The following is a 19,978-nucleotide window of genomic DNA, read 5'->3' as shown; positions in this document are numbered from 1 at the left end:
TTAACCTTTGACTGCCATACTTGAGGTCTCTCAGGAGGTGGAATGTCGAAAGCAGGTGGCAAGGACGAGCGCAAGATCATTATCAAGCGCTTTGAAGTGGTGGAGGGCGGCCATCACGGTGGTAGTTGGAAGATCGCTTACGCCGATTTTGTAACAGCCATGATGGCATTTTTTCTCGTGATGTGGCTCATCAACGCCACAACGGAAGAGCAGCGCAGGGGCATCGCCAATTTCTTCAACCCCATGGCGATCCAGCAGGATATTCCGCCTCCGGCTGAGAATGTCATCCATCTGGTCCCGGACCCGGTTGCCTCATCCCAGAAACCTGCGGCCATTCATCCGGGAGACCCTGCAGGCGCGCATCCGGATAACGGGGAGCCAGGTAAGGATCATCTCCTGAACAAGGATGCAGGAGACCGTAGTACCCAGATTGTGGTTCTTCATGATCGACAGGTTCAACCCGGTATGCCTCCTGCAGCGCCTCATGGGCAAGACACTCAGCAGGGTGAATTGCGGCGTGCGGCTACGGAAATCAGCAAAGCGCTGGATGGGGCACCGCAACTGGCAGACGTGCGCTCTCAGGTGTCGGTCAGTCTGGGAGATGACGGTTTGCACGTCGAAATTGCAGATTCCGACCATCAGGCCATGTTCGCACTGGGCTCCGCCGTTCCAACACGACATGCTTCTGATCTTCTTAAGCTGATTGCGCCGTATCTGGAAAAGCTGCCCGGCCGTCTGTCCGTCAGTGGTTATACAGATGCCGCACCCTATCGTCCCGGTCTTCCAGGAAACTGGAGCCTGTCGAGCGGCCGTGCTGTGGCGGCACGGGATATTCTTGTGAACAGCGGCTTTCCCGACAGACGATTGAAAGCTGTCACTGGCTACGCTGACCGGAACCTGTTCGACCCCGCCAATCCTCTCAGCGCCCGGAACAGACGTGTTGTTCTCGTCCTCTCCCCGGATCAGCCGTAATTCTTCGCCAGTCAGGAAAATTTTGAATGTTTATTCTTATTGGTCTGGGCGTTGTCCTTGCGTGCGTCTTTGGGTCGTTCGTGGCATCCGGAGGAGCCATCGGGCCATTACTCGCTTCAATGCCTTTTGAGCTTCTGACCATTCTCGGAGCTGCTGTCGGTACCTTCGTGATGGCCAATTCCATTGGCGCGGTGAAACACCTGCCTGCTGGAATTAAAAAGGCCATGAAAGGCTCCCAGTACACACGTCAGGATTATCTGGAACTCCTCGGACTTCTGTTTCACATGACCAGGCTCGCGGCCGCGAAGGGAATGATGGCGATTGAAAGCCATATCGAAGATCCCCAGGGCAGCACAGTCTTCGGAGCTTTTCCCAAGATCCGGGACAATACGCATGTCTGTTCGTTTATTTGCGATTATCTCCGTATGGCAGGCATGAACGCGACAGACCCGTTTCAGATGGATGACGTCATGGGGCGTGAACTGAAGAAAAATCTGCGTGAGGAAATGCATCTCCCACATGCTCTTCAGTCGGTCTCAGATGCTCTGCCAGCCTTGGGGATCGTGGCGGCAGTGCTGGGCGTCATCAAGACGATGGCCTCCATCAGCAAGCCACCTATCGTCCTGGGTGAGATGATTGCTGGGGCCCTTGTAGGAACCTTCCTCGGTATTCTTCTGGCTTACGGTATCGTTGCACCCATCGCCGGGCGGCTCGGAGGTGTGGTGGAAGAGGAGGCTTCGTATCTTGATCTCGTCCGCTCCGTTATCGTGGCGCACCTTCAGGGCAATGCTCCGCAGGTTAGCGTAGAGATCGGGCGTAAGAGCATTCCGTCAGATCTCATGCCGACCTTTCAGGAAGTCGAAGAATCCCTCAGTGCCGTGGCCGTAAACTGAGGTTGTTTTCCTGAGTGTGACCTTTACGATGCCGTCATCATCCTAAATGGCGGCGAAAGGATCTGGCATGCGCCCCTCCGCACTGCGGGCTCTCTGTCTCTTACTTCCTCTTTTCCCTCTGGCGTCTTCTGCGCACGCTGGCACCCAAAACTCTCCGCAGGTCCCGCCCCGCGCGGAGCTTGAACAGGTTGATGGCCCGACTGCCCTGCACTGGGTCAAAGCGGAAAATGCCACAACCCAACAGGCTCTTGCGTCGGATCCACGATACAAGCCGCTCTATGAGCGTATCCTTGCTGCTCAACAGTCTCCAGACCGTCTTGCAACACCAACCCAGATGGCAGGAGCGATCTGGAATTTCTGGCAGGATAAGGCCCATACACGTGGCATATGGCGAAGCACGTCCATAGCGGATTTCCAGTCAGGACATCCGGTCTGGAAAACACGTTTCGATCTGGATGTGCTTTCCAAGTCGGAACATGCCAACTGGGTCATGGAAGGTCTGAACTGCCTTGAGCCGGAAGACCGGCGTTGTCTGATGGGATTGTCCAACGCCGGTGAGGACGCGCACGAACTGCGGGAGTATGATACCTCTACCGATCGTTTTGTCTCGCAAGGCTTTGCTTTGCCGAATGGTAAGCAGGCCGTGGCATGGCTCGATCAGGATACGCTTCTGGTATCCCGGGACTGGGGCACTCAGGACGCTGGTCTGACGACTTCTGGTTACCCTTATGTTGTCCGTGCCCTGAAGCGGGGTCAGTCACTCCTGCAGGCACAGGAAGTTTTCAGGGGGACGGCAAGCGACATGGAAGTTGCTCCCATGGTTCTGCGGGACGGGCAGGGGCACCAGCTTCTTCTGATCGATCGACACAAAGATTTTTTCCATAGTGATGTGGAAAAAATTGATCCGAAAACTCTTCATGTCAGCCAGCTTCCCATGCCGGAGAAGTACGATGGCCTGAGCTATCAGGATGGCCAGCTGGTTTTCCACCTTCTGCAGGAGTGGAAGACGGCACATGGCCGTATTTCGGCTGACAGTGTCGTCGCAATCAATCCTGAGCATCCGGGAGAGCCAGAAGTCATCGTGTCTCCTACATCTCGTCAGACGATTGGAGACGGGATGGAGGGTGCAATAGCGACGACCAAAGACGGGCTGATTGTGGTGTTGTACGATAATGTGCAGCCAAAGCTGATGCTTTATCGCCGGAGCGCCAGCGGGCATTGGGCCGGACGAACCATAGAGCTTCCGCAGAATATGGCTGCGACGATTGTTTCGTCAGATCCCAGAAGTTCGAACGCATACCTTCAGTTGGAAGGGTTCATTCAGCCACCACAGATCTGGAGCGTCGATACGGCGCAGCAGACCACGCGCCTGCTTTACAGTCAGCCACATCTCTTCGATGCGTCCAAACTGACTGTCGAACAACAGTTCGCGACCAGTACGGATGGCACGCAGGTTCCTTATTTTATCGTTCATGCCAAAGATTGGACGAAGAACAGCCTCAATCCGACACTGATGACAGCTTATGGCGGTTTTGGCCTGTCTTACCTGCCTGTCTACCATCCTGATCTGGGAATTACGTGGTTCGAGCGCGGTGGGGTGTATGTGATGGCCAATATCCGCGGCGGTGGCGAGTTCGGTCCGGCCTGGCACGAAGCAGCCCGCTATTCAGGGCGGCAGCATGCGTATGACGATTTTGCGTCCGTTGCTCGTGATCTGTTTGCCAGAAACATCACGTCGCCCAAACGGCTGGGAATCCGTGGTCGCTCCAACGGTGGTCTGTTGATGGGGGTTGAGTTTACGCAGCACCCTGAACTGTGGAATGCGACCATCATCGGCGTCCCGCTTCTGGATATGCTCAACTACGAACATATGGCGGCTGGTGCTTCATGGGCTGCAGAATACGGAAGTGTCTCGACATCCGAAGGAAAGGGCTTCTGGGAGAAAACCTCTCCTTTACAGGCGCTCAAACCAGATGTGCATTATCCGGTGCCGTTCATCTTTACCTCTACGCGTGATGACCGCGTTGGACCTGTGCATGCCCGCCTCTTCGCCGCGAGGCTTCAGAATCTGCATGTACCGTTCTTCTATTATGAGGATACGGAAGGCGGCCACGCCGGTACCGTCAATGCGGCCGAGGTTGCCCATGAGAGGGCGCTGGAGGCCATCTACCTCAGCAAGCAGTTGATGGACCCTCGCTGACCTGAGCATCACCCATGCTCTTGCCTGATGAGGCGAGAGCATGGGTGCAACGGATGTCGCATAATCTCAAAGAGTAATAAAAAAAGCCGCTCCCTGAAGGGTAGCGGCTTTTCTCGTCCGTTCAGATGACGGGAAGGACTTTAGAAGCCTTCACGCTCCAGACGCTTGCGCTCCATCTTGCGGGCACGACGAACAGCTTCTGCTGCTTCGCGGGCGCGACGCTCGGAGGGCTTCTCGAAGTGGCGACGCAGCTTCATCTCGCGAAAAACGCCTTCGCGCTGCATCTTCTTCTTGAGCGCCTTTAGCGCCTGGTCAACATTATTGTCACGAACGAGTACCTGCACGGTGCCGTCAACTCCTTCTGGGCCCGCCTTTAGCGTCACCCGTGATATGGCAATCCAATTGGGATGGAGCCCTTAACACACTCTTTTGGCGGTGTGCAATTCATTCGATGGTTCTTGTGCGGATTTTTATCTGTGCGCAATCTGCCCGCGACTTCTGCGTTAATAAGCTGTCACAGAGAAAGGAAGCTCATGGCTCTGCTTAAAATTGCCCGTATGGGTCACCCTGTCCTGCATCAGGTGGCCGAGCCCGTCAGTGATCCAAAATCGCCGGAAATCCGCCGTCTTATAAGTGATATGCTGGAAACGATGGCAGATGCACGAGGTGCTGGACTGGCTGCCCCGCAGGTTCATGTCCCCTTGCGGATGTTCGTTTATCACGTTCCTGCAAACAGGGTGTCGGACCCGGAACAGGCAATGCTGCCCCGCGTTCTCATCAATCCGGAAATTACTCCTGTCGGTGATGAAATGATGGTGTGCAGTGAGGGATGCCTCTCGATTCCTGGCCTCAGAGGCGACGTACCGCGATACGCAAAAGTCCGGTATCGAGGACTGGATGAAAACGGTGATCCTGTGGACGGCGAGGCCGTAGGCTTTCATGCCAATGTTCTGCAGCATGAGAATGACCATCTTGATGGCGTGCTGTATCCGCAGCGCATTCAGGACTTCGCACGCTTTGGTTATGTGGAGGAAATGGTTCGGTGACAGCGCGGCCGCCTGAAGGGCCTTCCTCTACCACAGCGCATCTTTACCTTCGTGAAGAACAAATCCGTCAGTCTTATGAATCCCTCATGCTGGCCTGGCGGAGTCTGAATTCTGAATGTGAGGCTTTCCTGAGGGAAAATGGCCTCGGTGCTGCGCATCACAGAATTCTTTTTCTCGTTGCAGCGCATCCTGGCATTACGCCGAGTGTTCTGCTCACCAGTCTTGGGATTACCAAACAGTCTCTTGGGCGCGCTTTGGGTGATCTGCGGGAGCGCAATCTTCTCATTCAGGAGGAAGATCGCCATGATCGCCGCAAACGCCCTTTGAAACTGACACCTCATGGAGAGGCGATCGAACGCCAGCTTTTCCAACTGATTCGTGAAGCCATGACGCGGGCTTACCGGGAGGCTGGAGTTACAGCCGTGGAAGGGTTCAAGCGCGTCCTCTCTCCTCTGCAGATGACTCCGGGAGGGGGCTTTCGATGAGCGATGAACATATTCTCGTCGTCGATGACGACCAGCGCCTTCTAAGGCTCCTCCAGCGCTACCTCGCGGAGAATGGGTATCGGGTTACCACCGCGCAGGATGCCGTACAGGCACGGGACGTCCTGAAACTCATCCAGCCGGATGCTCTTGTTCTCGATGTGACCATGCCAGGAGAGGACGGTTTGTCCCTCACGCAGTCTTTGAGAGAAGAGGGGCTGTCTTTACCCATTCTTCTGCTGACGGCTCGTGGCGAACCGGCTGACCGGATCGATGGTCTGGAGTCTGGCGCAGATGACTATCTTGGAAAACCTTTCGAACCGCGGGAACTCCTGCTGCGCCTGAGAGCGCATCTCAGGCGTGTGGTGCCAGCCTTGTCACCTGTTACGGAGGTCCCATCCGTTCTCAGGCTTGGTCCTCTGGAGTTTGACGTTGAGCGCGGACTGCTGACTGGGCCAGACGGACCAGTTCATCTCACGGGTGGCGAGGCAGCCCTGCTGGGCGTCCTTACCACCAGACCGGGGGTCGTGATGTCCCGTGAAGACATTGCGAAAGCTCTGGATATGGACGAGATCGGCGAACGCGCCGTTGACGTGCAGGTCACCCGTCTGCGTCGTCGTATTGAAGCTGATCCCAAGGAGCCCAGGTTCCTGCATACTGTGCGCGGAAAGGGTTATGTTCTCAAACCCGGACTCTGAGGAGCGCTGGGGCAAGCTGGACCGGCCGCTCAGGCGTGTGTTGCCCCGCTCCCTGCTGGGGCGCTCCATGCTGATCGTACTGATCCCGCTCCTGGTGACGCAGGCCATCGTGCTAGTGTTGTTTTATGGAACGTATCTGAATGTCGTCTCCCGGCGCCTTTCAGATGGCATTACCGGTGAGATCTCGCTCGTCATTTCCATGCTGGAGCGCACGCCTGAAGCAGACCGGCGCGAAGAACTCCTGAAAGACGCAGCGGCGAGAACCCAACTTCAGTTCGTTTTTCATCCTCATGCCACTTTGAGGCGGGAAGGGACGAATCACGTTCTCGGCCCGATTGACGATGATTTTGAGCGTGCCCTCAAGCAGGGCCTTGGTCGCCCGTTCTTTGTGGACTGGTCTGCCGCACCGGAGACGGTCCGCGTCTCTATCGGCCTGCCAGACGGGATGCTGGACGTTCTGACGCCGCACAAAAGACTTAGCATCGGGCCAATCTGGATGTTCCTCGCCTGGGCATTTAGCAGTTCAGCGTTTTTATTTCTGATCGCCGGACTGTTCATGCGCAATCAGGTCCGTGCCATCCGCAGACTGGCAGAAGCAGCCGAGTTGTTCGGTCTGGGGCGTGATGAGGGGGCAATCCGCCCTCAGGGAGCCCGTGAGGTGCGTCAGGCAGCCATTGCCTTCAATCGGATGCAGGAACGCGTCAATCGCTTCGTAGCGCAACGGACGGCCGTTCTGGCCGGTGTTTCCCACGACCTTAGAACGCCACTCACCCGTCTGCGTCTGAGTATGGCCATGCTGCCCACTAAAGGAATGATCCGCGCCGAGGACATTCAGCCAGATGTTCACGATATGGTGGCGGATATTGAGGACATGGAGCGCCTGATTGGCAGTTACCTGTCCTTCGCGCGCGGCGAGGGGGCTGAGAAACCGGTTTTGACTGATATTCGCGCCCTGATCGAGGACGTCGCTGTCGCAGCGCGGCGCGCGGGTGGCCGGGTGCTGAGTGTAGAAGGCAAAGAAGGCGTAGAGGTGCCGGTGCGCCCGGATGCGCTGAAACGGGCTCTGACAAATCTTGCAGACAATGCACGACGACACGGCGGAGCCATGCGGTTTTCGCTGTGGGAAGGGGAGCGCCGGATCGAGATTACGGTCGAAGATGACGGCGGTGGTATCCCGGCGGACCGTCGAAAGACGCTTCTTGAGATTGGTAGTTCAGGAAATAACGGCGGTACTGGTCTGGGGCTGACCATCGTCCGGGACATTATTCATGCCCATGGTGGCACCATCAGGCTGCTGGAAAGCCCTCTTGGCGGACTAAGCGTGCTGCTCAGCCTGCCAAAATAGCCAGTCAGATCAGGGCAGCGTATTGCCTGCGCCGCCATTGCCGGTACCCTGGTTGCCCAGCGGTCCCTGGCTGCCGCCAAAGGTGCTGCTCATGTTGCTCATTGGGTTGTAGCGGCCAACGTTGCCTAACAGCTGCTGGATGACAGAGGTTTTTGTTCCTGGTGTTGGGGTCTTTTCCCCAACCATGCCAACGCGGATGCCATCTTTGCGATTCAGCGTGTCCAGTTTTCGCAGAACGCCAGAGTTGTCGAAATTCAGAACAACGACCTGTTGTTTGTCGACCGATGGAAAGCCCAGTGGCGTCGGAGACGTAATCATGGATACGTAGATCCACGTATTGTCATCGAATGTCGCATGTGCGGTCGGAGAGCCCATGGCATCCAGAACATCTGAACGCGTACTGGTTCCCGGTACGAGCTGGGCGTAATCCGCCTTTTCGATTAGCGATCCGCGAGGTTCGGGAATCGGGCTGAAGAAGGAGCATCCTCCCAGCAGAAGCGGAGCACAGGCCAGGCCAGACAGGCTCAGGCGACGCAGAAGAGGTGTTCTGCTTTTTGCCGTCGGAAAAGATGCGTTATTCATGGAACCGGAAACTATCCTGTGCAAGAGAACCGCTCAACCCAGCGCGTGCCTTAAACGGAACCCGCCTGTCAACGATTTCCCCCATGATGATCGGGGGTGGAGTGCTCAAATGTCCAATACTCCCGAATTTTCCCGCCGTATTCCCCTGAGTCGGCTGGGATCGGGTCTGGAAGAAACGATTACGGCAACAGAGCAGGAGCGTGAGGCTCTGGCTCGGCGTTTCGGTATTCCTGCCATCCAGCATCTGGAATGCCGCTTCCTCCTGACGCCCGAAGACAAGACGCACATTGTTGCGGAAGGACGTCTGTCAGCCAGAGTGACGCAGGTCTGTGTCATTACGGCAGAAAAATTTGACGATGTTCTCGCAGAGACATTTGTTCTTCGCTTCATTCCTGAGTCGGAAATGCCGGAAGACGAGTTCGATATCGATTCCATTGATCTTGAAGGCCCGGACGAAGTTCCGCATGACGGGCGTGGTCTCGATATCGGTGAAGCCGCGGCCGAGCAGCTTGCCCTGATGCTGGACCCTTATCCGCGCAAGCCGGGTGCTGGTCTCGAAAATGCTGTTGACGTTACGCCCGCAGAAGGGGAAGAAGAGGTCGGTCATTCTGATGACCTGCCAGAGTCAGAGCGTCGTCCGAACCCGTTTGCGGCGCTGGCGACCCTGAAGAACGGGGATAAAAAAGAATAAAATCCCCAGCTTTGGCTTGCGGGTTTCCGTTTGCTCTGCTAGAGCCGCCCGCCTGAACTCGGCGTAAATACGAGACGACGAATAACGGGGCACCGCATGCCGCTGGGAGCGGAGAGGGTGCCGACACAGAAGCAGAAAGAGGCATAAAAGCCATGGCCGTCCCCAAAAGAAAGACCACGCCGTCCCGTGCTGGTATGCGTCGCAGCCACCATGCCCTGCAGGCTGAAGCACATGCTGAATGCGCAAACTGCGGCGAACTGAAGCGCCCGCATCACGTTTGCAGCCACTGCGGCCATTATGATGGTCGTGAAGTTGTTGCAGCAGGCAAGAGCCTGAAGACGGCCGTCCGCGCCTGATCTCTTCTGCGGGCACCCTCAAGGCGTGCCCGCATCTGCGATGCTGTCCGGGAAACTGTCTTAATGTCTAAAGCGCCTGTCGCGTCTGATCGTGACGTCGCGGCCCCAAGGCCCTACGCCCTCGCCGTCGACGCAATGGGAGGAGACAGGGCACCGGATATCGTTCTTGCTGGCCTCGAACTGGCCGCAGACCGGCATCCGACAGCCAGAGTGCTCCTGATCGGAGATGAGGTGGCTCTAAAGCCGGCTCTGGCACGATACCCAAAAGCTGCCCGTATCTGTGACATCCGTCACGCCCCTGCTAGCATTTCCATGGAAATGAAGCCGACCGCAGCTCTGCGCGTCCGCGGCTCATCCATGCGTCTTGCAATGGAAGCTGTCGCATCTGGTGAAGCACTCGGAGTGGTCTCCGCTGGTAACAGTGGCGCCATGCTTGCTCTCGCCAAAATTATCGTGAAAGCTCTTCCAGGGATCTCCAGACCTGCCATGGTGGCTGTGCAGCCATCGTCGCGCGGTGATAGCGTGATGCTGGACCTCGGGGCGAATATTGCTTGCGATGCCCGCAATCTGGTTGAGTTTGCGGTTATGGGCGAAGCTTTCGCGCAGGCAGCGCTCGGTCTTCCAAGACCTACGATTGGCCTTCTCAATGTCGGTTCCGAGGATCTGAAAGGCGACGAGCGTCTCCGTCAGGCCGCTGAACGTCTGCGTGAAAGTGTGCTGGCAGAGCAGTTCCACGGTTTCGTGGAAGGGCATGACATTACGGCTGGCACGACGGATGTCGTTGTGACAGACGGCTTTACTGGAAACGTTGCTCTCAAGACCGGTGAAGGTGCGCTTAAGCTGGCTTTCGGTCTGCTGAAAAATGTTTTCCAGACCAATCTGCTGACGCGTATCGGATATCTTCTGGTCCGTCCTGGACTGGAGCGCATGCGGGAGTGGATCGATCCGCGGCGCTATAACGGGGCAGTCTTTGTCGGGTTGAACGGCATTGTCGTGAAGTCTCATGGTGGCGCTGATGGCGAAAGCTTTGCTTCTGCCATTGATGTCGCCATGGACGCTGTTACCCATAACCTGAACGACAAGATCCGCGCCCGTCTGGATCAGCTTGGCATGCTTGGCGCCGACACCGACGCAACACCTGCCAATGCGGTCGCTCCAGAACCTGTGAGCTGAAAATTATGTCCGGTCCTATTCGCGCGCGTCTGACAGGTGTGGGTGGTTATCTGCCTCGCACGGTTGTCACCAATGACGATCTTGCCCAGAAAATCGACACATCCGACGAATGGATCCGGGCCCGGACTGGTATCCGACAGCGGCATATTGTTTCAGCCGATGAAACAACGGCGTCCATGGCCGCAGAGGCAGCCCGTCAGGCTCTTGAGCAGGCTGGTGTGAATGCCGAAGAGGTTGATGCCATTCTGGTTGCGACCTCGACGCCGGATCAGGTTTTCCCGGCTGTTGCTACACAGGTGCAAGCCCTCCTTGGCATCACTAAGGGCTTCGGCTTTGATATCAGTGCCGCCTGTTCTGGATTTGTGTATGCGCTCGCATCCGCCAATTCTTTCATCCAGTCGGGGCTGGCGAAGAAGGTTCTGGTCATTGGCAGCGAAGTGTTCTCGCGCCTGCTGGACTGGAACGACCGTACAACCTGCGTGCTTTTCGGAGACGGTGCTGGTGCTGTCCTTCTTGAGGCTGGAGCCGAAGACGGTGAGGGTGTTCTCTCAACCCATCTGCACTCCGATGGGCGATCGGGCGACATTCTTTATGTGGACGGCGCTGTCGGCTGTTCGGGTACGACGCAGCATCTCAAGATGATGGGGCGCGAAGTGTTCCGTCATGCGGTCGTCAAGCTTTCACAAGCTGTTGATGAAGCGCTGGAAGCCAATAACCTGACGGGTCAGGATATTCAGTGGCTCGTCCCGCATCAGGCCAATCTGCGTATCATTGACGGGATGGCCAAGAAACTGGCCCTGCCGTCCGATCGGGTCGTGGTGACAGTAGATCGTCACGCCAATACCTCGGCTGCATCCATTCCGCTCGCTCTCAACGAAGCTGTCCGTGACGGACGTATCCAGAGGGGCGATCTCGTTCTGATGGAAGCTCTGGGCGGTGGTCTGACCTGGGGATCCGCGCTCGTTCGCATGTGAGTGCATCCTAGTCTTTCAAGGTTAACGATTGATTCCTTTGACTGTTCTGAACGTCATGATACGCATGTGTCATGAGTACAGTCACGCGCGCGAATCTTGTCGAGCACATCTATAGCCGTGTTGGGCTGTCCCGGCACGATTCCTCCATGATTCTGGAAAGTGTACTGGAGAAAATCTCCGGGACGCTCGAGACCGGAGAATCCGTGAAGCTGAGTGGCTTCGGGACGTTCTCTGTTCGCCAGAAAGGGGAGCGTATCGGGAGAAATCCCAAAACCGGCGTAGAAGTCCCCATTCTTCCCAGAGCCGTACTGGTCTTCCGACCGTCCCAAATTCTCAGGGACCGGATGAACGGTATCGTTAATGAGGCTCATGGGGTGGACGACGCGGATGACTGAAAATTTGTCGACTTCAGTCAATGAGGCTGAGCAGGATCAGGAAAACCTGAATCCTTCCAAGGCAAAAAAAGGTCCGGAAGCATACCGCACCATTAGCGAAGTTGCAGAAGAGCTCCATATTCCGCAGCATCGTCTGCGCTCATGGGAAACCATCTATCCCGGTGTAAAGCCTTTCCGGGGGGAAAGCGGTAGGCGGTACTACAATCCGGAGCACGTCGAAACGCTTCGGCTGATCTCCGATCTCCTCTACGTTCAGGGCTACAAAGGGCAAGGTGTTCTCCGTGTCCTGCGAGAGCGCAAAGCAAGAAAAGCTTCTGAACATCCCGTTGCAGTTCCGCATCCGGTGGCATCGGCTCCGATTGAGCATTTTCCGGCCGTTGACGATCTGCCTGTAGAAACGACTATGGAAGACATTTCGGCCACTCCAGTTTCATCTGTTGATGATATTGCGTTTCCGGAAGCTCCTTCGGACCGTCTTCATGTCTCTGACCCAGTTGTGGATGAGGTTGTGGTCCTGTCCTTTCATGAAGAGAAGCAAGACTTGAATGCCTCGGAACCGGAGATGTCTCCGGAAGAAGAAAAAGCATCTCATGTGCTTGACGAATGCCTGACAGGAATTACGCCGCCCGAAGCCGAAGCCGAAGCCGAAGCCGAAGCCGAAGCCGAAGCCGAAGCCGAAGCCGAAGCCGAAGCCGAAGCCGAAGCCGAAGCCGAAGCCGAAGCCGAAGCCGAAGCCGAAGCCGAAGCCGAAGCTTTATCAATTCGCGACACGGAAGAGGTTCTGGCGCTTCAGGATGCGAATCAGCATCTCTGCGCGTCTGTGAAGCATTTGGATGCCGAGAACGAATTTTTACGCGCCGAGCTTAGAGAAATTCTCGAAGAACTTCAGCTTCTGAGAAATCTTCTGCCTGTCTGAATCAGAGGCCCTTGCGGTGATGGCGCTACGCTGCTAAACCACCGCCACCGCAGGACAAACGGGCAGTAGCGCAGCCTGGTAGCGCACCAGTCTGGGGGACTGGGGGTCGTGGGTTCGAATCCCGCCTGCCCGACCAGTCCTGCGGTAATTTCCAAAAAAATAAGTTTGTTAAAAGGCCTAAGAGGCATTTTCCCCGTCTGTGCGCTCTTCAGTCCAGAGCGTCCACAGCAGGTGAAGCGCCGCCATGATTGCTGGCCCCAAAAATAGACCCAGAAGCCCCCAGGTTTCTGCTCCTCCAAGGATACCGAGCAGAACCCACAGGAAAGGCATCTTGGTGCTGCCACCAATCAGAACCGGGCGCACAAAATGATCTGCCACAAAAATCACGACTGACCCGAGAGCCATGACGACAATAGCGCCAATCATGCTGCTCTTGGCGAGGAGCAGCAAGGCGACCAGTCCCACGGTAGGCCATGCCAGAAAGGGGATCATCGCTGCGACTGCCGTCAGCATGGCAAACAGGAGTGGCTGGGGTGCGCCTGTCAACATATAGGCTACACCCATAATCGCGCCTTCTCCCAGTCCAACAAGAACCAGCCCTGCAAGTGTTCCGTGAACGGAAGAGATCATCTGCTTGGCCAGACTTTCCCCTTGCGCCCCAAACAGTCGATGGGACCCAACAAGCCCTTTACGGATGACATAGTCGCCGTCCTTGAGCAGGAAGAAAAGCGTCAGCAGTGAGAACGCAAAGAGCGTTCCTCGTCGAGCCACCTGAGATCCGACCTGCTTTGTCATCTGCATACCGTGACTTACGTCCACAGAATGGAGCAGGCGGGACAGGCGCTGAGGGCTCGTCATGTGGTTCTGCCACCAGGTCGTGGCCTGGGATGAGATGAACGGAAGATGCGGCACCCACTCTGGCATCGGAATGCCATTGTTGCGGACGTCATCTATCCACTCGAGCGCACTTCTTATCTCATCAGCAAGCTTCACGCCGACGAGTGAGACCGGGACGAGGAAGATCAGGGCCACGACAAGGGTGAAGACCATCGGAAGCCAGTCACTTCGGCCAAAACGGCGCTCCGCCCGCTGGTACAGAGGCCAGAGCGAAATGGCAAAAACACAGCCCCACAACAGAGCCGGCAGGAAGCTCTTGAGCGTGTATAGACCGATAGCGACAAAGAAGAGAGCCAGAAATCCGCGAGCCCGCCGCTGGATGGTTCCGGTAGAATCAGACGCTTCTACCGGGATGACTTCAGGGGAGCGAGGAGGGAGCTGGTCGATCATGGGGATCCTGAAAATGGAAGCCTGCAAAGAAGATAGCGATGGCTACCTGCGTCGGATAAGTCCAACTTGCAGGCTTCGGGAAACGCTACGACTGTCAGTTGAACAGAGAGCATCCGGATTGAATGGTGAGCCCAACGGCCTGTTGGGAGAATTGTTGCCGGTAAGCAGCCTGAATTGCACGAAGATTGTGTTGCAGGTTCTTGTCGGCCGGAACGACGACCCAGAGAATGCGGGAAGGCTCACGGCCAACAATATGCATCACCGTGTTCATCCATTGACCGTCAGCATTGAAAACGGTCAGGCCGCTCGGAAAGCGTGGAGTGATTTCCTTCGTCACGAAGTCCTGCCATTCAGTATCCGTGATCGGGAGGCCGCCTGGGCGGGTTTGCCCGAACATCATCCGAATTTGCAAAGTATCCTGAGCGCGCATTTCGCGGCAGAGGTCGGGTGTGACACTTACGGGCACAACGCATCCTCCCAGAAGAGGAAGCGCGAGGATGAGGGCGGTGAAGCCAAGTTTTTTCATAATGTTTTTCGCGTCAGAGCATTTTGAAGAATGAGAGCCTCATCAGGCGTGAAAAGCCCCCGTCTGATGAAAAGGTCTATTAGAACAAGATTGACGTTGAATTTGAAATCATCCGTGTCCCGAACGCGTGCAAAAACGTCTGTCAGCGGAAGCAGATGGAAGCTCTCGACTTCGCCATCTTCTGCGATGGGGGTAAAATCGCGTGGCAGAATCAGGTCGTAGCAGTGCAGGACATCTCGCCTGAGCCCCTCAGGGCGCTCCATGGCGTATTGAAGGCGGCTGACCGGCTGGGCATGGCCTGCCAGGCTTTCAGGGATCCCAGCCTCTTCCTTCGCTTCCTTGATGACGGTTGTGTGCGGATCAAACCCTGCACTCATGCCGCCAGCCACAAGATGATCGAGTTTCCCCGGATCCAGTCGTTTGGCCATGCTTCTGCGCGCAATCCAAAGCATGGGGCCGGAAGGATGGTCTTCAACCAGACCATTCAGATGCACGCCCTCGGCAGCAACCCCGAGAACCGGAATGGCACCTCGATCTACCTGACCAACGACAACGCCAAGATCGTTCCTGACGTCAAACGGCTCGTTATGGGAGGCGTACACACCCTGTTGGGCCAATGTCCGGGAAAGAGGGAAAAGCTCCTGTCCCGACGCAACTCCGAAGCCTGTCTCGTCTTTCAGGCCTAAACCTTCCAGCAGATCTGCGATTTCAGGAGAGATCCATCCGATCTGTTTCTGGGCGCAGAAAAACGGAAGTCGGTTTCCTGGCAAGCGGGCACTGTTACAGGCCTCGATATGGCGAAGAAAACGAGAAAGGGACGGGGATATGGATTTATCGAACACGATGGAAAGTTTCGCATGCGCAGGAGAGATTGCAAAGCGAAGCCTCTCTTTCTCATAGTCCGGCATGTCAAAGAAATACGATTCGACGTCGGAAATGCTGCCGTTAGGGCAACTCTGGAAAAAAATCCGCCCCGAAAATCCTGTGCGTACCTTCTTTTGGGTCGGCGTAGCTCTTGTTCTTCTCCTTGTTGAAAGCGGAACGACTGTTGCAACGCCCTGGGTCTTCAGTCGCATGGTTGCTGCCCTGTCAGAGCATCAGGCGCTTCTCGCAATTCCTGTCTGGCTGATCGCACAATATACGATCATTCGGGTGGTCGCGGGGATTTCAACTCCTCTCCGCGAAATGCTTATTGCCCCACTTGAGGCCGATCTTCAGCGTCGGGTGGCTCTGGTCGGGCTTGAGCATCTTCATGCCATGAGTGTGCGGTTTCATCTGGATCGCCAGACCGGAGCACTGACAAGAACGCTGGATCGGGGCTCCGATGCCGTCGGAACGCTACTCAGCCTCGTACTTTTTAACGTGCTGCCCAATACGATTGAGTTAGTGATGACGCTTTTCGTCATCCTGCGTGTGTTTGACTGGCGATATGTCGCGATTGTTGTTGCCGGGATCGGCGTTTATGCGGCTGTCTCCTACGTTTTTACGCGGATGCGCATGACAGCGCGGAGGGCGCGGAACACAGCCAACAGTCAGGCGCAATATCAGCTTGTCGACAGTATGCTGAATTTCGAGACTGTTCGAAGTTTTGCAAACAGTCGTCAGGAAATTCTGCGGTATGACCGCTCCAGGCAGGCGCTGAAAAGTGCGGAAATCCGGCTAAAAAGACTTGTTGGCTTTTCCCAGATGGCGCGAAGCCTGTTGATTGCCTGTGCAACGACGGCTCTTCTGGGGTTGGCCGCACATGATATTGTGCTGCACCGGATTGGTGTTGCTCAGTTCGTCCTGATCGGAAGTTATCTGCGTGGATTATATAGTTCAGTGGGGGCGCTGAATTATGTGAGTGCCGGATGGCGCAATGCCCGGGTTGATCTTGAAAACTATCTTGAGCTTCTGGGGACGCATTCTGAAATCGTCGAAGCAGCCAACCCTGTCCATCTTCCGGTCAGGCTGGCTGATGGTGGCGCAGCAAGGATCACATTCGATCATGTGTCCTTCAGTTACGATCCTGCGCGTCAGATTCTTCATAATATTTCACTGGAAATCCCTGCAGGCACATCCCTGGCCATCGTAGGGCATACCGGGTCTGGCAAATCCACCATGGGGCGGCTTCTGACGCGGGCCTATGATCCAACGTCAGGTGCGATCCGGATTGATGGTCATGATTTGCGGGATGTCGCTGTGGAAGATCTTCAGCGCGTCATCGGGACTGTCCCGCAGGATACGGTTCTGTTTAATGCAGGGATTGGAGAAAATATCGCTTACGGAGATCCCTCGGCTCCGGAAGAAGAGGTTCATCAGGCAGCCCGTAAAGCGCAGATTCATGACTTTATCGATGAACTGCCAGAAAAATATGAAACGGTTGTTGGCGAGCGTGGACTGAAACTTTCTGGTGGCGAAAAACAACGTGCGGCGATTGCCCGTGTGCTGCTCAAGGACCCACGGATTTTGTTGCTGGATGAAGCAACCAGCGCACTCGATACGTGGACGGAAGCCGCAATCCAGCAGGAGTTGCGCGAACTGGCCCAGTCACGGACGACCGTCATCGTAGCGCATCGTCTTTCAACGATTCAGGATGCGGATCAGATCGTTGTTCTTGATGCCGGGCGGATCGTTGAGCGCGGTACCCATTTTGAATTGCTCCGTAAAAACGGTTATTATGCCCGAATGTGGTCGGTTCAGGCGGGCGAAACAGTCATGAGGGCTTGACGAAAGGCCTATCGTTCGCCATAAGCCGCGCCTGATTTACGGAACACGCCGGGCCTCGCTGTCCTGCGTCATCCAGCATCGAGGAAAGTGCTACCATGTCTCGCCGTTGCCAGGTCACGGGCAAGGGCGTGCTGACGGGCAATAACGTCAGCCACGCCAATAACAAGTCCCGCCGTCGTTTTCTCCCCAACCTGCAGGAGACCACGCTGATCTCCGATATTCTTGGTGCTTCGGTGCGTATGCGCCTTTCCACCAACGGTATCCGTACGATCGAGCACAATGGTGGGCTGGATTCGTTCCTGCTGGGAACGCCGAACCGCAAGCTTCCTGAAGAAGCTCAGGTCATCAAGCGCCGTATCCTGCGCGTTCAGGAACGTAAGGCTGCACAGACTGCCTGAGAAATCTTTCCGGCTTTGGTCGGTTCATAAAGATTACTCTTGAAAACCATGGCGGTCTGGGTCATTCAGCCGCCACTGGGACAAATCAGGTTCGGCTTTAACGAGCCGCAGCGGAGGTGTTTCAGTCCAGACTGAAACACCTTTTATTGTTTTTTGGAGGTTCTCCGTGTCTGAAAGCGTTCAGGAAGCCAAATCGGCTCTCTCGAAGATCCGCAACATCGGTATTACCGCACATATCGATGCTGGTAAGACCACCACGACCGAGCGCATCCTGTACTACACGGGTGTCTCCCATAAGATCGGTGAAGTCCACGACGGCAACACCACCACCGATTACATGGCGCAGGAGCGTGAGCGCGGCATCACCATCACGTCCGCTGCCGTGACGTGTGAGTGGAACGACCACCGCATCAACATCATCGACACCCCGGGCCACATTGACTTCAACATCGAAGTGAACCGTTCGCTCCGCGTGCTCGATGGCGCCATCTTCGTGATCGAAGGTGTTGCAGGCGTGCAGCCGCAGTCCGAGACCAACTGGCGTCTTGCTGACCGCTATAACGTCCCGCGCATCATCTTCATCAACAAGCTCGACCGTACGGGTGCAGACTTCTACTACGCTTTCAGCACGCTGAAAGAGAAGCTGGACATCGTTGCAGTTCCGCTGCAGCTGCCAATCGGTGCTGAAGAAAACTTCGTTGGTGTTGTCGATCTCGTTGAGATGCGTGCCATCATCTGGGAAGGCGGCGAACTTGGCGCCAAGTTCCACTACGAAGAAATCCCGGCTGACCTGAAGGAAAAGGCTGAGGAAGCTCGCCAGACGCTTCTGGACACGGCGCTCGCCATGGACAACGAAGCCATGGAAGAGTACTTCGAGAAGGGTGACGTTGACGTTGCTACGCTGAAGAAGTGCATCAAGAAGGGTGCGATTTCCGGTGAGTTCCGTCCGGTCATGTGTGGTACGGCGTTCAAGAACAAGGGCGTTCAGCCTCTGCTCGATGCCGTTATCGACTACCTGCCGGCTCCTGACGAAGTTGAAGGCATCCGCATCGCTCCGCCGGAAGGCGAAGAGGTTGACGAGAACTTCCTGCCGATCGTTCCGGTTGATCCAGACGGAAAGTTTGCTGGCCTTGCGTTCAAGATCATCTCCGACAAGTACGGCACGCTGACCTTCGTTCGCGTCTACCGTGGCGTTCTGAACGCTGGTGACACGATCCTGAACACGACGAAGGGTCACAAGGAACGCGTCGGCCGCATGTTCCAGATGCATGCTGACAAGCGTCAGGAAGTGAAGTCCGTTGGTGCGGGTGACATTGCTGCGTTCGTTGGTCTGAAGGACACGGTCACGGGTGACACGCTGGCTGATGCCGCTGATCCGGTGGTTCTGGAGCGTATGCAGTTCCCGGTTCCGGTTATCGACATCTCCGTCGAGCCGAAGACCAAGGACGCCGTCGAGAAGATGACGCTGGCTCTGCAGAAGCTGACGGCTGAAGATCCGTCCCTGCACCTCAAGACGGATCAGGAAACGGGTCAGACCATCCTGTCCGGCATGGGTGAGCTTCACCTGGACATCATTGTTGACCGTCTGCGTCGTGAATACGGCGTTGATGCTAACATCGGTGCACCTCAGGTGGCTTATCGTGAGACGATCACGAAGCCGCACGTTGAGACCTACACCCACAAGAAGCAGTCTGGTGGTTCGGGTCAGTACGCTGAAGTCAAGATCGAGTTCGCTCCGTCTGACAAGCCGGACGAGATCATCTTCACGAACAAGATTGTCGGCGGTACGGTTCCGAAGGAATACATTCCGGCAGTCGAAAAGGGCATCCGGATGCAGAGCACCACGGGTGTTCTCGCTGGCTTCCCGACGGTGGACTTCCAGTTCACGTTGCTTGACGGTAAGTACCATGACGTTGACTCGTCGGCTCTGGCCTTCGAAATCGCTGCCAAGGCCTGCTTCCGTGAAGGCATGAAGAACGCCGGTCCGGTGATCCTTGAGCCGATCATGGACGTGGAAATCACGACGCCGAACGACCACGTCGGTGACGTCGTGGGCGATCTTAACCGTCGCCGTGGCATCATCCAGAGCCAGGAAACGTCTGGTTCGACCGTGATGATCCGCGCACAGGTGCCGCTGAAGGAAATGTTCGGCTACATTTCCCATCTGCGTTCTGCAACGAAGGGTCGTGCATCCTTCACCATGCAGTTCCACCACTACGATCCGGTGCCGCGTAACGTGGCAGAAGAGATCATGGCAAAGTCCGCTTGATCTTTTCACCTCCGGTGAACGACAAACCCCGTCAGAGCAATCTGGCGGGGTTTTTTGTTGAATATC

21 protein-coding genes and 1 tRNA gene are annotated in these 19,978 nt (G+C 56.1%); 17 read left to right on the top strand and 5 right to left on the bottom strand.

The annotated features are described in order from the left end of the window. The first annotated feature begins 42 nt into the window (after positions 1-42). The 3 genes from GJA01_RS02085 (at position 43) to GJA01_RS02075 (ending at position 4,065) form a co-directional block, all read left to right on the top strand. Positions 43-972 carry a flagellar motor protein MotB gene (locus GJA01_RS02085; protein ID WP_062505568.1) on the top strand — a complete coding sequence of 310 codons (930 nt, stop codon included), beginning with the start codon at positions 43-45 and terminating at the stop codon, positions 970-972. Between the two features lie 26 nt (positions 973-998). After that, positions 999-1,865: a flagellar motor stator protein MotA gene (gene motA / locus GJA01_RS02080; protein WP_010503921.1), complete on the top strand. Its 867-nt coding sequence runs from the start codon at positions 999-1,001 to the stop codon at positions 1,863-1,865. A gap of 67 nt (positions 1,866-1,932) precedes the next feature. After that, positions 1,933-4,065: a prolyl oligopeptidase family serine peptidase gene (locus tag GJA01_RS02075; protein ID WP_062505570.1), complete on the top strand. Its 2,133-nt coding sequence runs from the start codon at positions 1,933-1,935 to the stop codon at positions 4,063-4,065. A gap of 140 nt (positions 4,066-4,205) precedes the next feature. Here the strand turns inward: GJA01_RS02075 and rpsU are convergent, their stop codons facing one another. Continuing rightward, complete coding sequence (gene rpsU / locus GJA01_RS02070; protein ID WP_007283570.1) at positions 4,206-4,409, bottom strand: 30S ribosomal protein S21; 204 nt, start codon at positions 4,407-4,409, stop codon at positions 4,206-4,208. A 189-nt stretch (positions 4,410-4,598) separates the two neighbouring features. Between rpsU and def the strand changes: the two genes are divergently transcribed. From def to GJA01_RS02050, 4 genes are read left to right on the top strand one after another with little or no spacing between them, the layout of a single operon-like run. Further along, a complete protein-coding gene (gene def / locus GJA01_RS02065; RefSeq protein WP_062505572.1) occupies positions 4,599-5,111 on the top strand; it encodes a peptide deformylase in 513 nt (170 codons plus the stop codon). After that, entirely contained in the window at positions 5,108-5,596 is a 489-nt protein-coding gene (locus GJA01_RS02060) for a MarR family winged helix-turn-helix transcriptional regulator (RefSeq protein WP_062505574.1), read from the top strand. The genes def and GJA01_RS02060 overlap by 4 nt, the downstream gene beginning before the upstream one ends. Then, positions 5,593-6,291, top strand: a complete 699-nt coding sequence (locus GJA01_RS02055; protein ID WP_010503917.1) for a response regulator — start codon at positions 5,593-5,595, stop codon at positions 6,289-6,291. Before GJA01_RS02060 ends, GJA01_RS02055 begins: the two co-directional genes overlap by 4 nt. Next, positions 6,269-7,636 (top strand): ATP-binding protein, encoded by a 1,368-nt coding sequence (locus tag GJA01_RS02050; RefSeq protein WP_062505576.1) that lies wholly within the window; start codon positions 6,269-6,271, stop codon positions 7,634-7,636. Before GJA01_RS02055 ends, GJA01_RS02050 begins: the two co-directional genes overlap by 23 nt. Before the next feature lie 9 nt (positions 7,637-7,645). Here GJA01_RS02050 and GJA01_RS02045 read toward each other — a convergent pair whose 3' ends face one another. Then, positions 7,646-8,218: an outer membrane protein assembly factor BamE gene (locus GJA01_RS02045; RefSeq protein ID WP_010503914.1), complete on the bottom strand. Its 573-nt coding sequence runs from the start codon at positions 8,216-8,218 to the stop codon at positions 7,646-7,648. A gap of 109 nt (positions 8,219-8,327) precedes the next feature. Here GJA01_RS02045 and GJA01_RS02040 point away from each other — a divergent pair, with 109 nt between their 5' ends. The 7 genes from GJA01_RS02040 (at position 8,328) to GJA01_RS02010 (ending at position 12,859) form a co-directional block, all read left to right on the top strand. Next, a complete protein-coding gene (locus GJA01_RS02040) occupies positions 8,328-8,909 on the top strand; it encodes a YceD family protein (RefSeq protein ID WP_061933246.1) in 582 nt (193 codons plus the stop codon). Between the two features lie 152 nt (positions 8,910-9,061). Continuing rightward, positions 9,062-9,265: a 50S ribosomal protein L32 gene (gene rpmF / locus GJA01_RS02035; RefSeq protein ID WP_010503912.1), complete on the top strand. Its 204-nt coding sequence runs from the start codon at positions 9,062-9,064 to the stop codon at positions 9,263-9,265. A gap of 63 nt (positions 9,266-9,328) precedes the next feature. Next, positions 9,329-10,438, top strand: coding sequence for a phosphate acyltransferase PlsX (gene plsX, locus GJA01_RS02030; protein WP_010503910.1), 1,110 nt, complete (start codon positions 9,329-9,331; stop codon positions 10,436-10,438). A gap of 5 nt (positions 10,439-10,443) precedes the next feature. Further along, positions 10,444-11,412 (top strand): beta-ketoacyl-ACP synthase III, encoded by a 969-nt coding sequence (locus GJA01_RS02025; RefSeq protein WP_062505578.1) that lies wholly within the window; start codon positions 10,444-10,446, stop codon positions 11,410-11,412. Between the two features lie 71 nt (positions 11,413-11,483). Continuing rightward, a complete protein-coding gene (locus GJA01_RS02020) occupies positions 11,484-11,807 on the top strand; it encodes an integration host factor subunit alpha (protein ID WP_010503906.1) in 324 nt (107 codons plus the stop codon). After that, positions 11,800-12,723, top strand: coding sequence for a MerR family transcriptional regulator (locus tag GJA01_RS15390; RefSeq protein ID WP_255312260.1), 924 nt, complete (start codon positions 11,800-11,802; stop codon positions 12,721-12,723). The genes GJA01_RS02020 and GJA01_RS15390 overlap by 8 nt, the downstream gene beginning before the upstream one ends. Positions 12,724-12,782: 59 nt before the next feature. Next, positions 12,783-12,859, top strand: a tRNA-Pro gene (locus GJA01_RS02010). Positions 12,860-12,900: 41 nt separating this feature from the next. Here the strand turns inward: GJA01_RS02010 and GJA01_RS02005 are convergent. The 3 genes from GJA01_RS02005 to GJA01_RS01995 all read right to left on the bottom strand — a co-directional run bounded on the left by GJA01_RS02005 (position 12,901) and on the right by GJA01_RS01995 (position 15,378). Next, positions 12,901-14,010 carry an AI-2E family transporter gene (locus GJA01_RS02005; protein ID WP_062505582.1) on the bottom strand — a complete coding sequence of 370 codons (1,110 nt, stop codon included), beginning with the start codon at positions 14,008-14,010 and terminating at the stop codon, positions 12,901-12,903. A 94-nt stretch (positions 14,011-14,104) separates the two neighbouring features. Then, positions 14,105-14,536 (bottom strand): DUF3574 domain-containing protein, encoded by a 432-nt coding sequence (locus GJA01_RS02000; protein ID WP_062505584.1) that lies wholly within the window; start codon positions 14,534-14,536, stop codon positions 14,105-14,107. Beyond that, a complete protein-coding gene (locus tag GJA01_RS01995) occupies positions 14,533-15,378 on the bottom strand; it encodes an NUDIX hydrolase (RefSeq protein ID WP_255312259.1) in 846 nt (281 codons plus the stop codon). The genes GJA01_RS02000 and GJA01_RS01995 overlap by 4 nt, the downstream gene beginning before the upstream one ends. A 142-nt stretch (positions 15,379-15,520) precedes the next feature. Between GJA01_RS01995 and GJA01_RS01990 the strand changes: the two genes are divergently transcribed. The 3 genes from GJA01_RS01990 (at position 15,521) to fusA (ending at position 19,912) form a co-directional block, all read left to right on the top strand. Then, positions 15,521-17,245 (top strand): ABCB family ABC transporter ATP-binding protein/permease, encoded by a 1,725-nt coding sequence (locus GJA01_RS01990; protein WP_253783446.1) that lies wholly within the window; start codon positions 15,521-15,523, stop codon positions 17,243-17,245. 95 nt (positions 17,246-17,340) lie between these two features. Next, positions 17,341-17,643, top strand: a complete 303-nt coding sequence (rpmB, locus tag GJA01_RS01985) for a 50S ribosomal protein L28 (RefSeq protein ID WP_010501379.1) — start codon at positions 17,341-17,343, stop codon at positions 17,641-17,643. 166 nt (positions 17,644-17,809) lie between these two features. Beyond that, the gene (gene fusA / locus GJA01_RS01980) at positions 17,810-19,912 is read left to right on the top strand and encodes an elongation factor G (RefSeq protein WP_023942740.1); all 2,103 of its coding nucleotides are present in this window, start codon (positions 17,810-17,812) and stop codon (positions 19,910-19,912) included. Positions 19,913-19,978: the final 66 nt, after the last annotated feature.

Origin of the sequence: Gluconobacter japonicus (assembly GCF_002723975.1) — a bacterium.
GTDB classification, from domain to species: domain Bacteria; phylum Pseudomonadota; class Alphaproteobacteria; order Acetobacterales; family Acetobacteraceae; genus Gluconobacter; species Gluconobacter japonicus.
The sequence above is the reverse complement of the archived record's forward strand: the minus strand, read 5'-3'. Positions and strand labels throughout refer to the sequence as shown.

Coding starts and splice junctions, on each gene's coding strand:
- GJA01_RS02085 (WP_062505568.1), top strand. CDS start 43: ATGTCGAAAGCAGGTGGCAAGGACGAGCGCAAGATCATTATCAAGCGC.
- motA (WP_010503921.1), top strand. CDS start 999: ATGTTTATTCTTATTGGTCTGGGCGTTGTCCTTGCGTGCGTCTTTGGG.
- GJA01_RS02075 (WP_062505570.1), top strand. CDS start 1,933: ATGCGCCCCTCCGCACTGCGGGCTCTCTGTCTCTTACTTCCTCTTTTC.
- def (WP_062505572.1), top strand. CDS start 4,599: ATGGCTCTGCTTAAAATTGCCCGTATGGGTCACCCTGTCCTGCATCAG.
- GJA01_RS02055 (WP_010503917.1), top strand. CDS start 5,593: ATGAGCGATGAACATATTCTCGTCGTCGATGACGACCAGCGCCTTCTA.
- GJA01_RS02050 (WP_062505576.1), top strand. CDS start 6,269: ATGTTCTCAAACCCGGACTCTGAGGAGCGCTGGGGCAAGCTGGACCGG.
- GJA01_RS02045 (WP_010503914.1), bottom strand. CDS start 8,218: ATGAATAACGCATCTTTTCCGACGGCAAAAAGCAGAACACCTCTTCTG.
- GJA01_RS02040 (WP_061933246.1), top strand. CDS start 8,328: ATGTCCAATACTCCCGAATTTTCCCGCCGTATTCCCCTGAGTCGGCTG.
- rpmF (WP_010503912.1), top strand. CDS start 9,062: ATGGCCGTCCCCAAAAGAAAGACCACGCCGTCCCGTGCTGGTATGCGT.
- plsX (WP_010503910.1), top strand. CDS start 9,329: ATGTCTAAAGCGCCTGTCGCGTCTGATCGTGACGTCGCGGCCCCAAGG.
- GJA01_RS02025 (WP_062505578.1), top strand. CDS start 10,444: ATGTCCGGTCCTATTCGCGCGCGTCTGACAGGTGTGGGTGGTTATCTG.
- GJA01_RS02020 (WP_010503906.1), top strand. CDS start 11,484: ATGAGTACAGTCACGCGCGCGAATCTTGTCGAGCACATCTATAGCCGT.
- GJA01_RS15390 (WP_255312260.1), top strand. CDS start 11,800: ATGACTGAAAATTTGTCGACTTCAGTCAATGAGGCTGAGCAGGATCAG.
- GJA01_RS02005 (WP_062505582.1), bottom strand. CDS start 14,010: ATGATCGACCAGCTCCCTCCTCGCTCCCCTGAAGTCATCCCGGTAGAA.
- GJA01_RS02000 (WP_062505584.1), bottom strand. CDS start 14,536: ATGAAAAAACTTGGCTTCACCGCCCTCATCCTCGCGCTTCCTCTTCTG.
- rpmB (WP_010501379.1), top strand. CDS start 17,341: ATGTCTCGCCGTTGCCAGGTCACGGGCAAGGGCGTGCTGACGGGCAAT.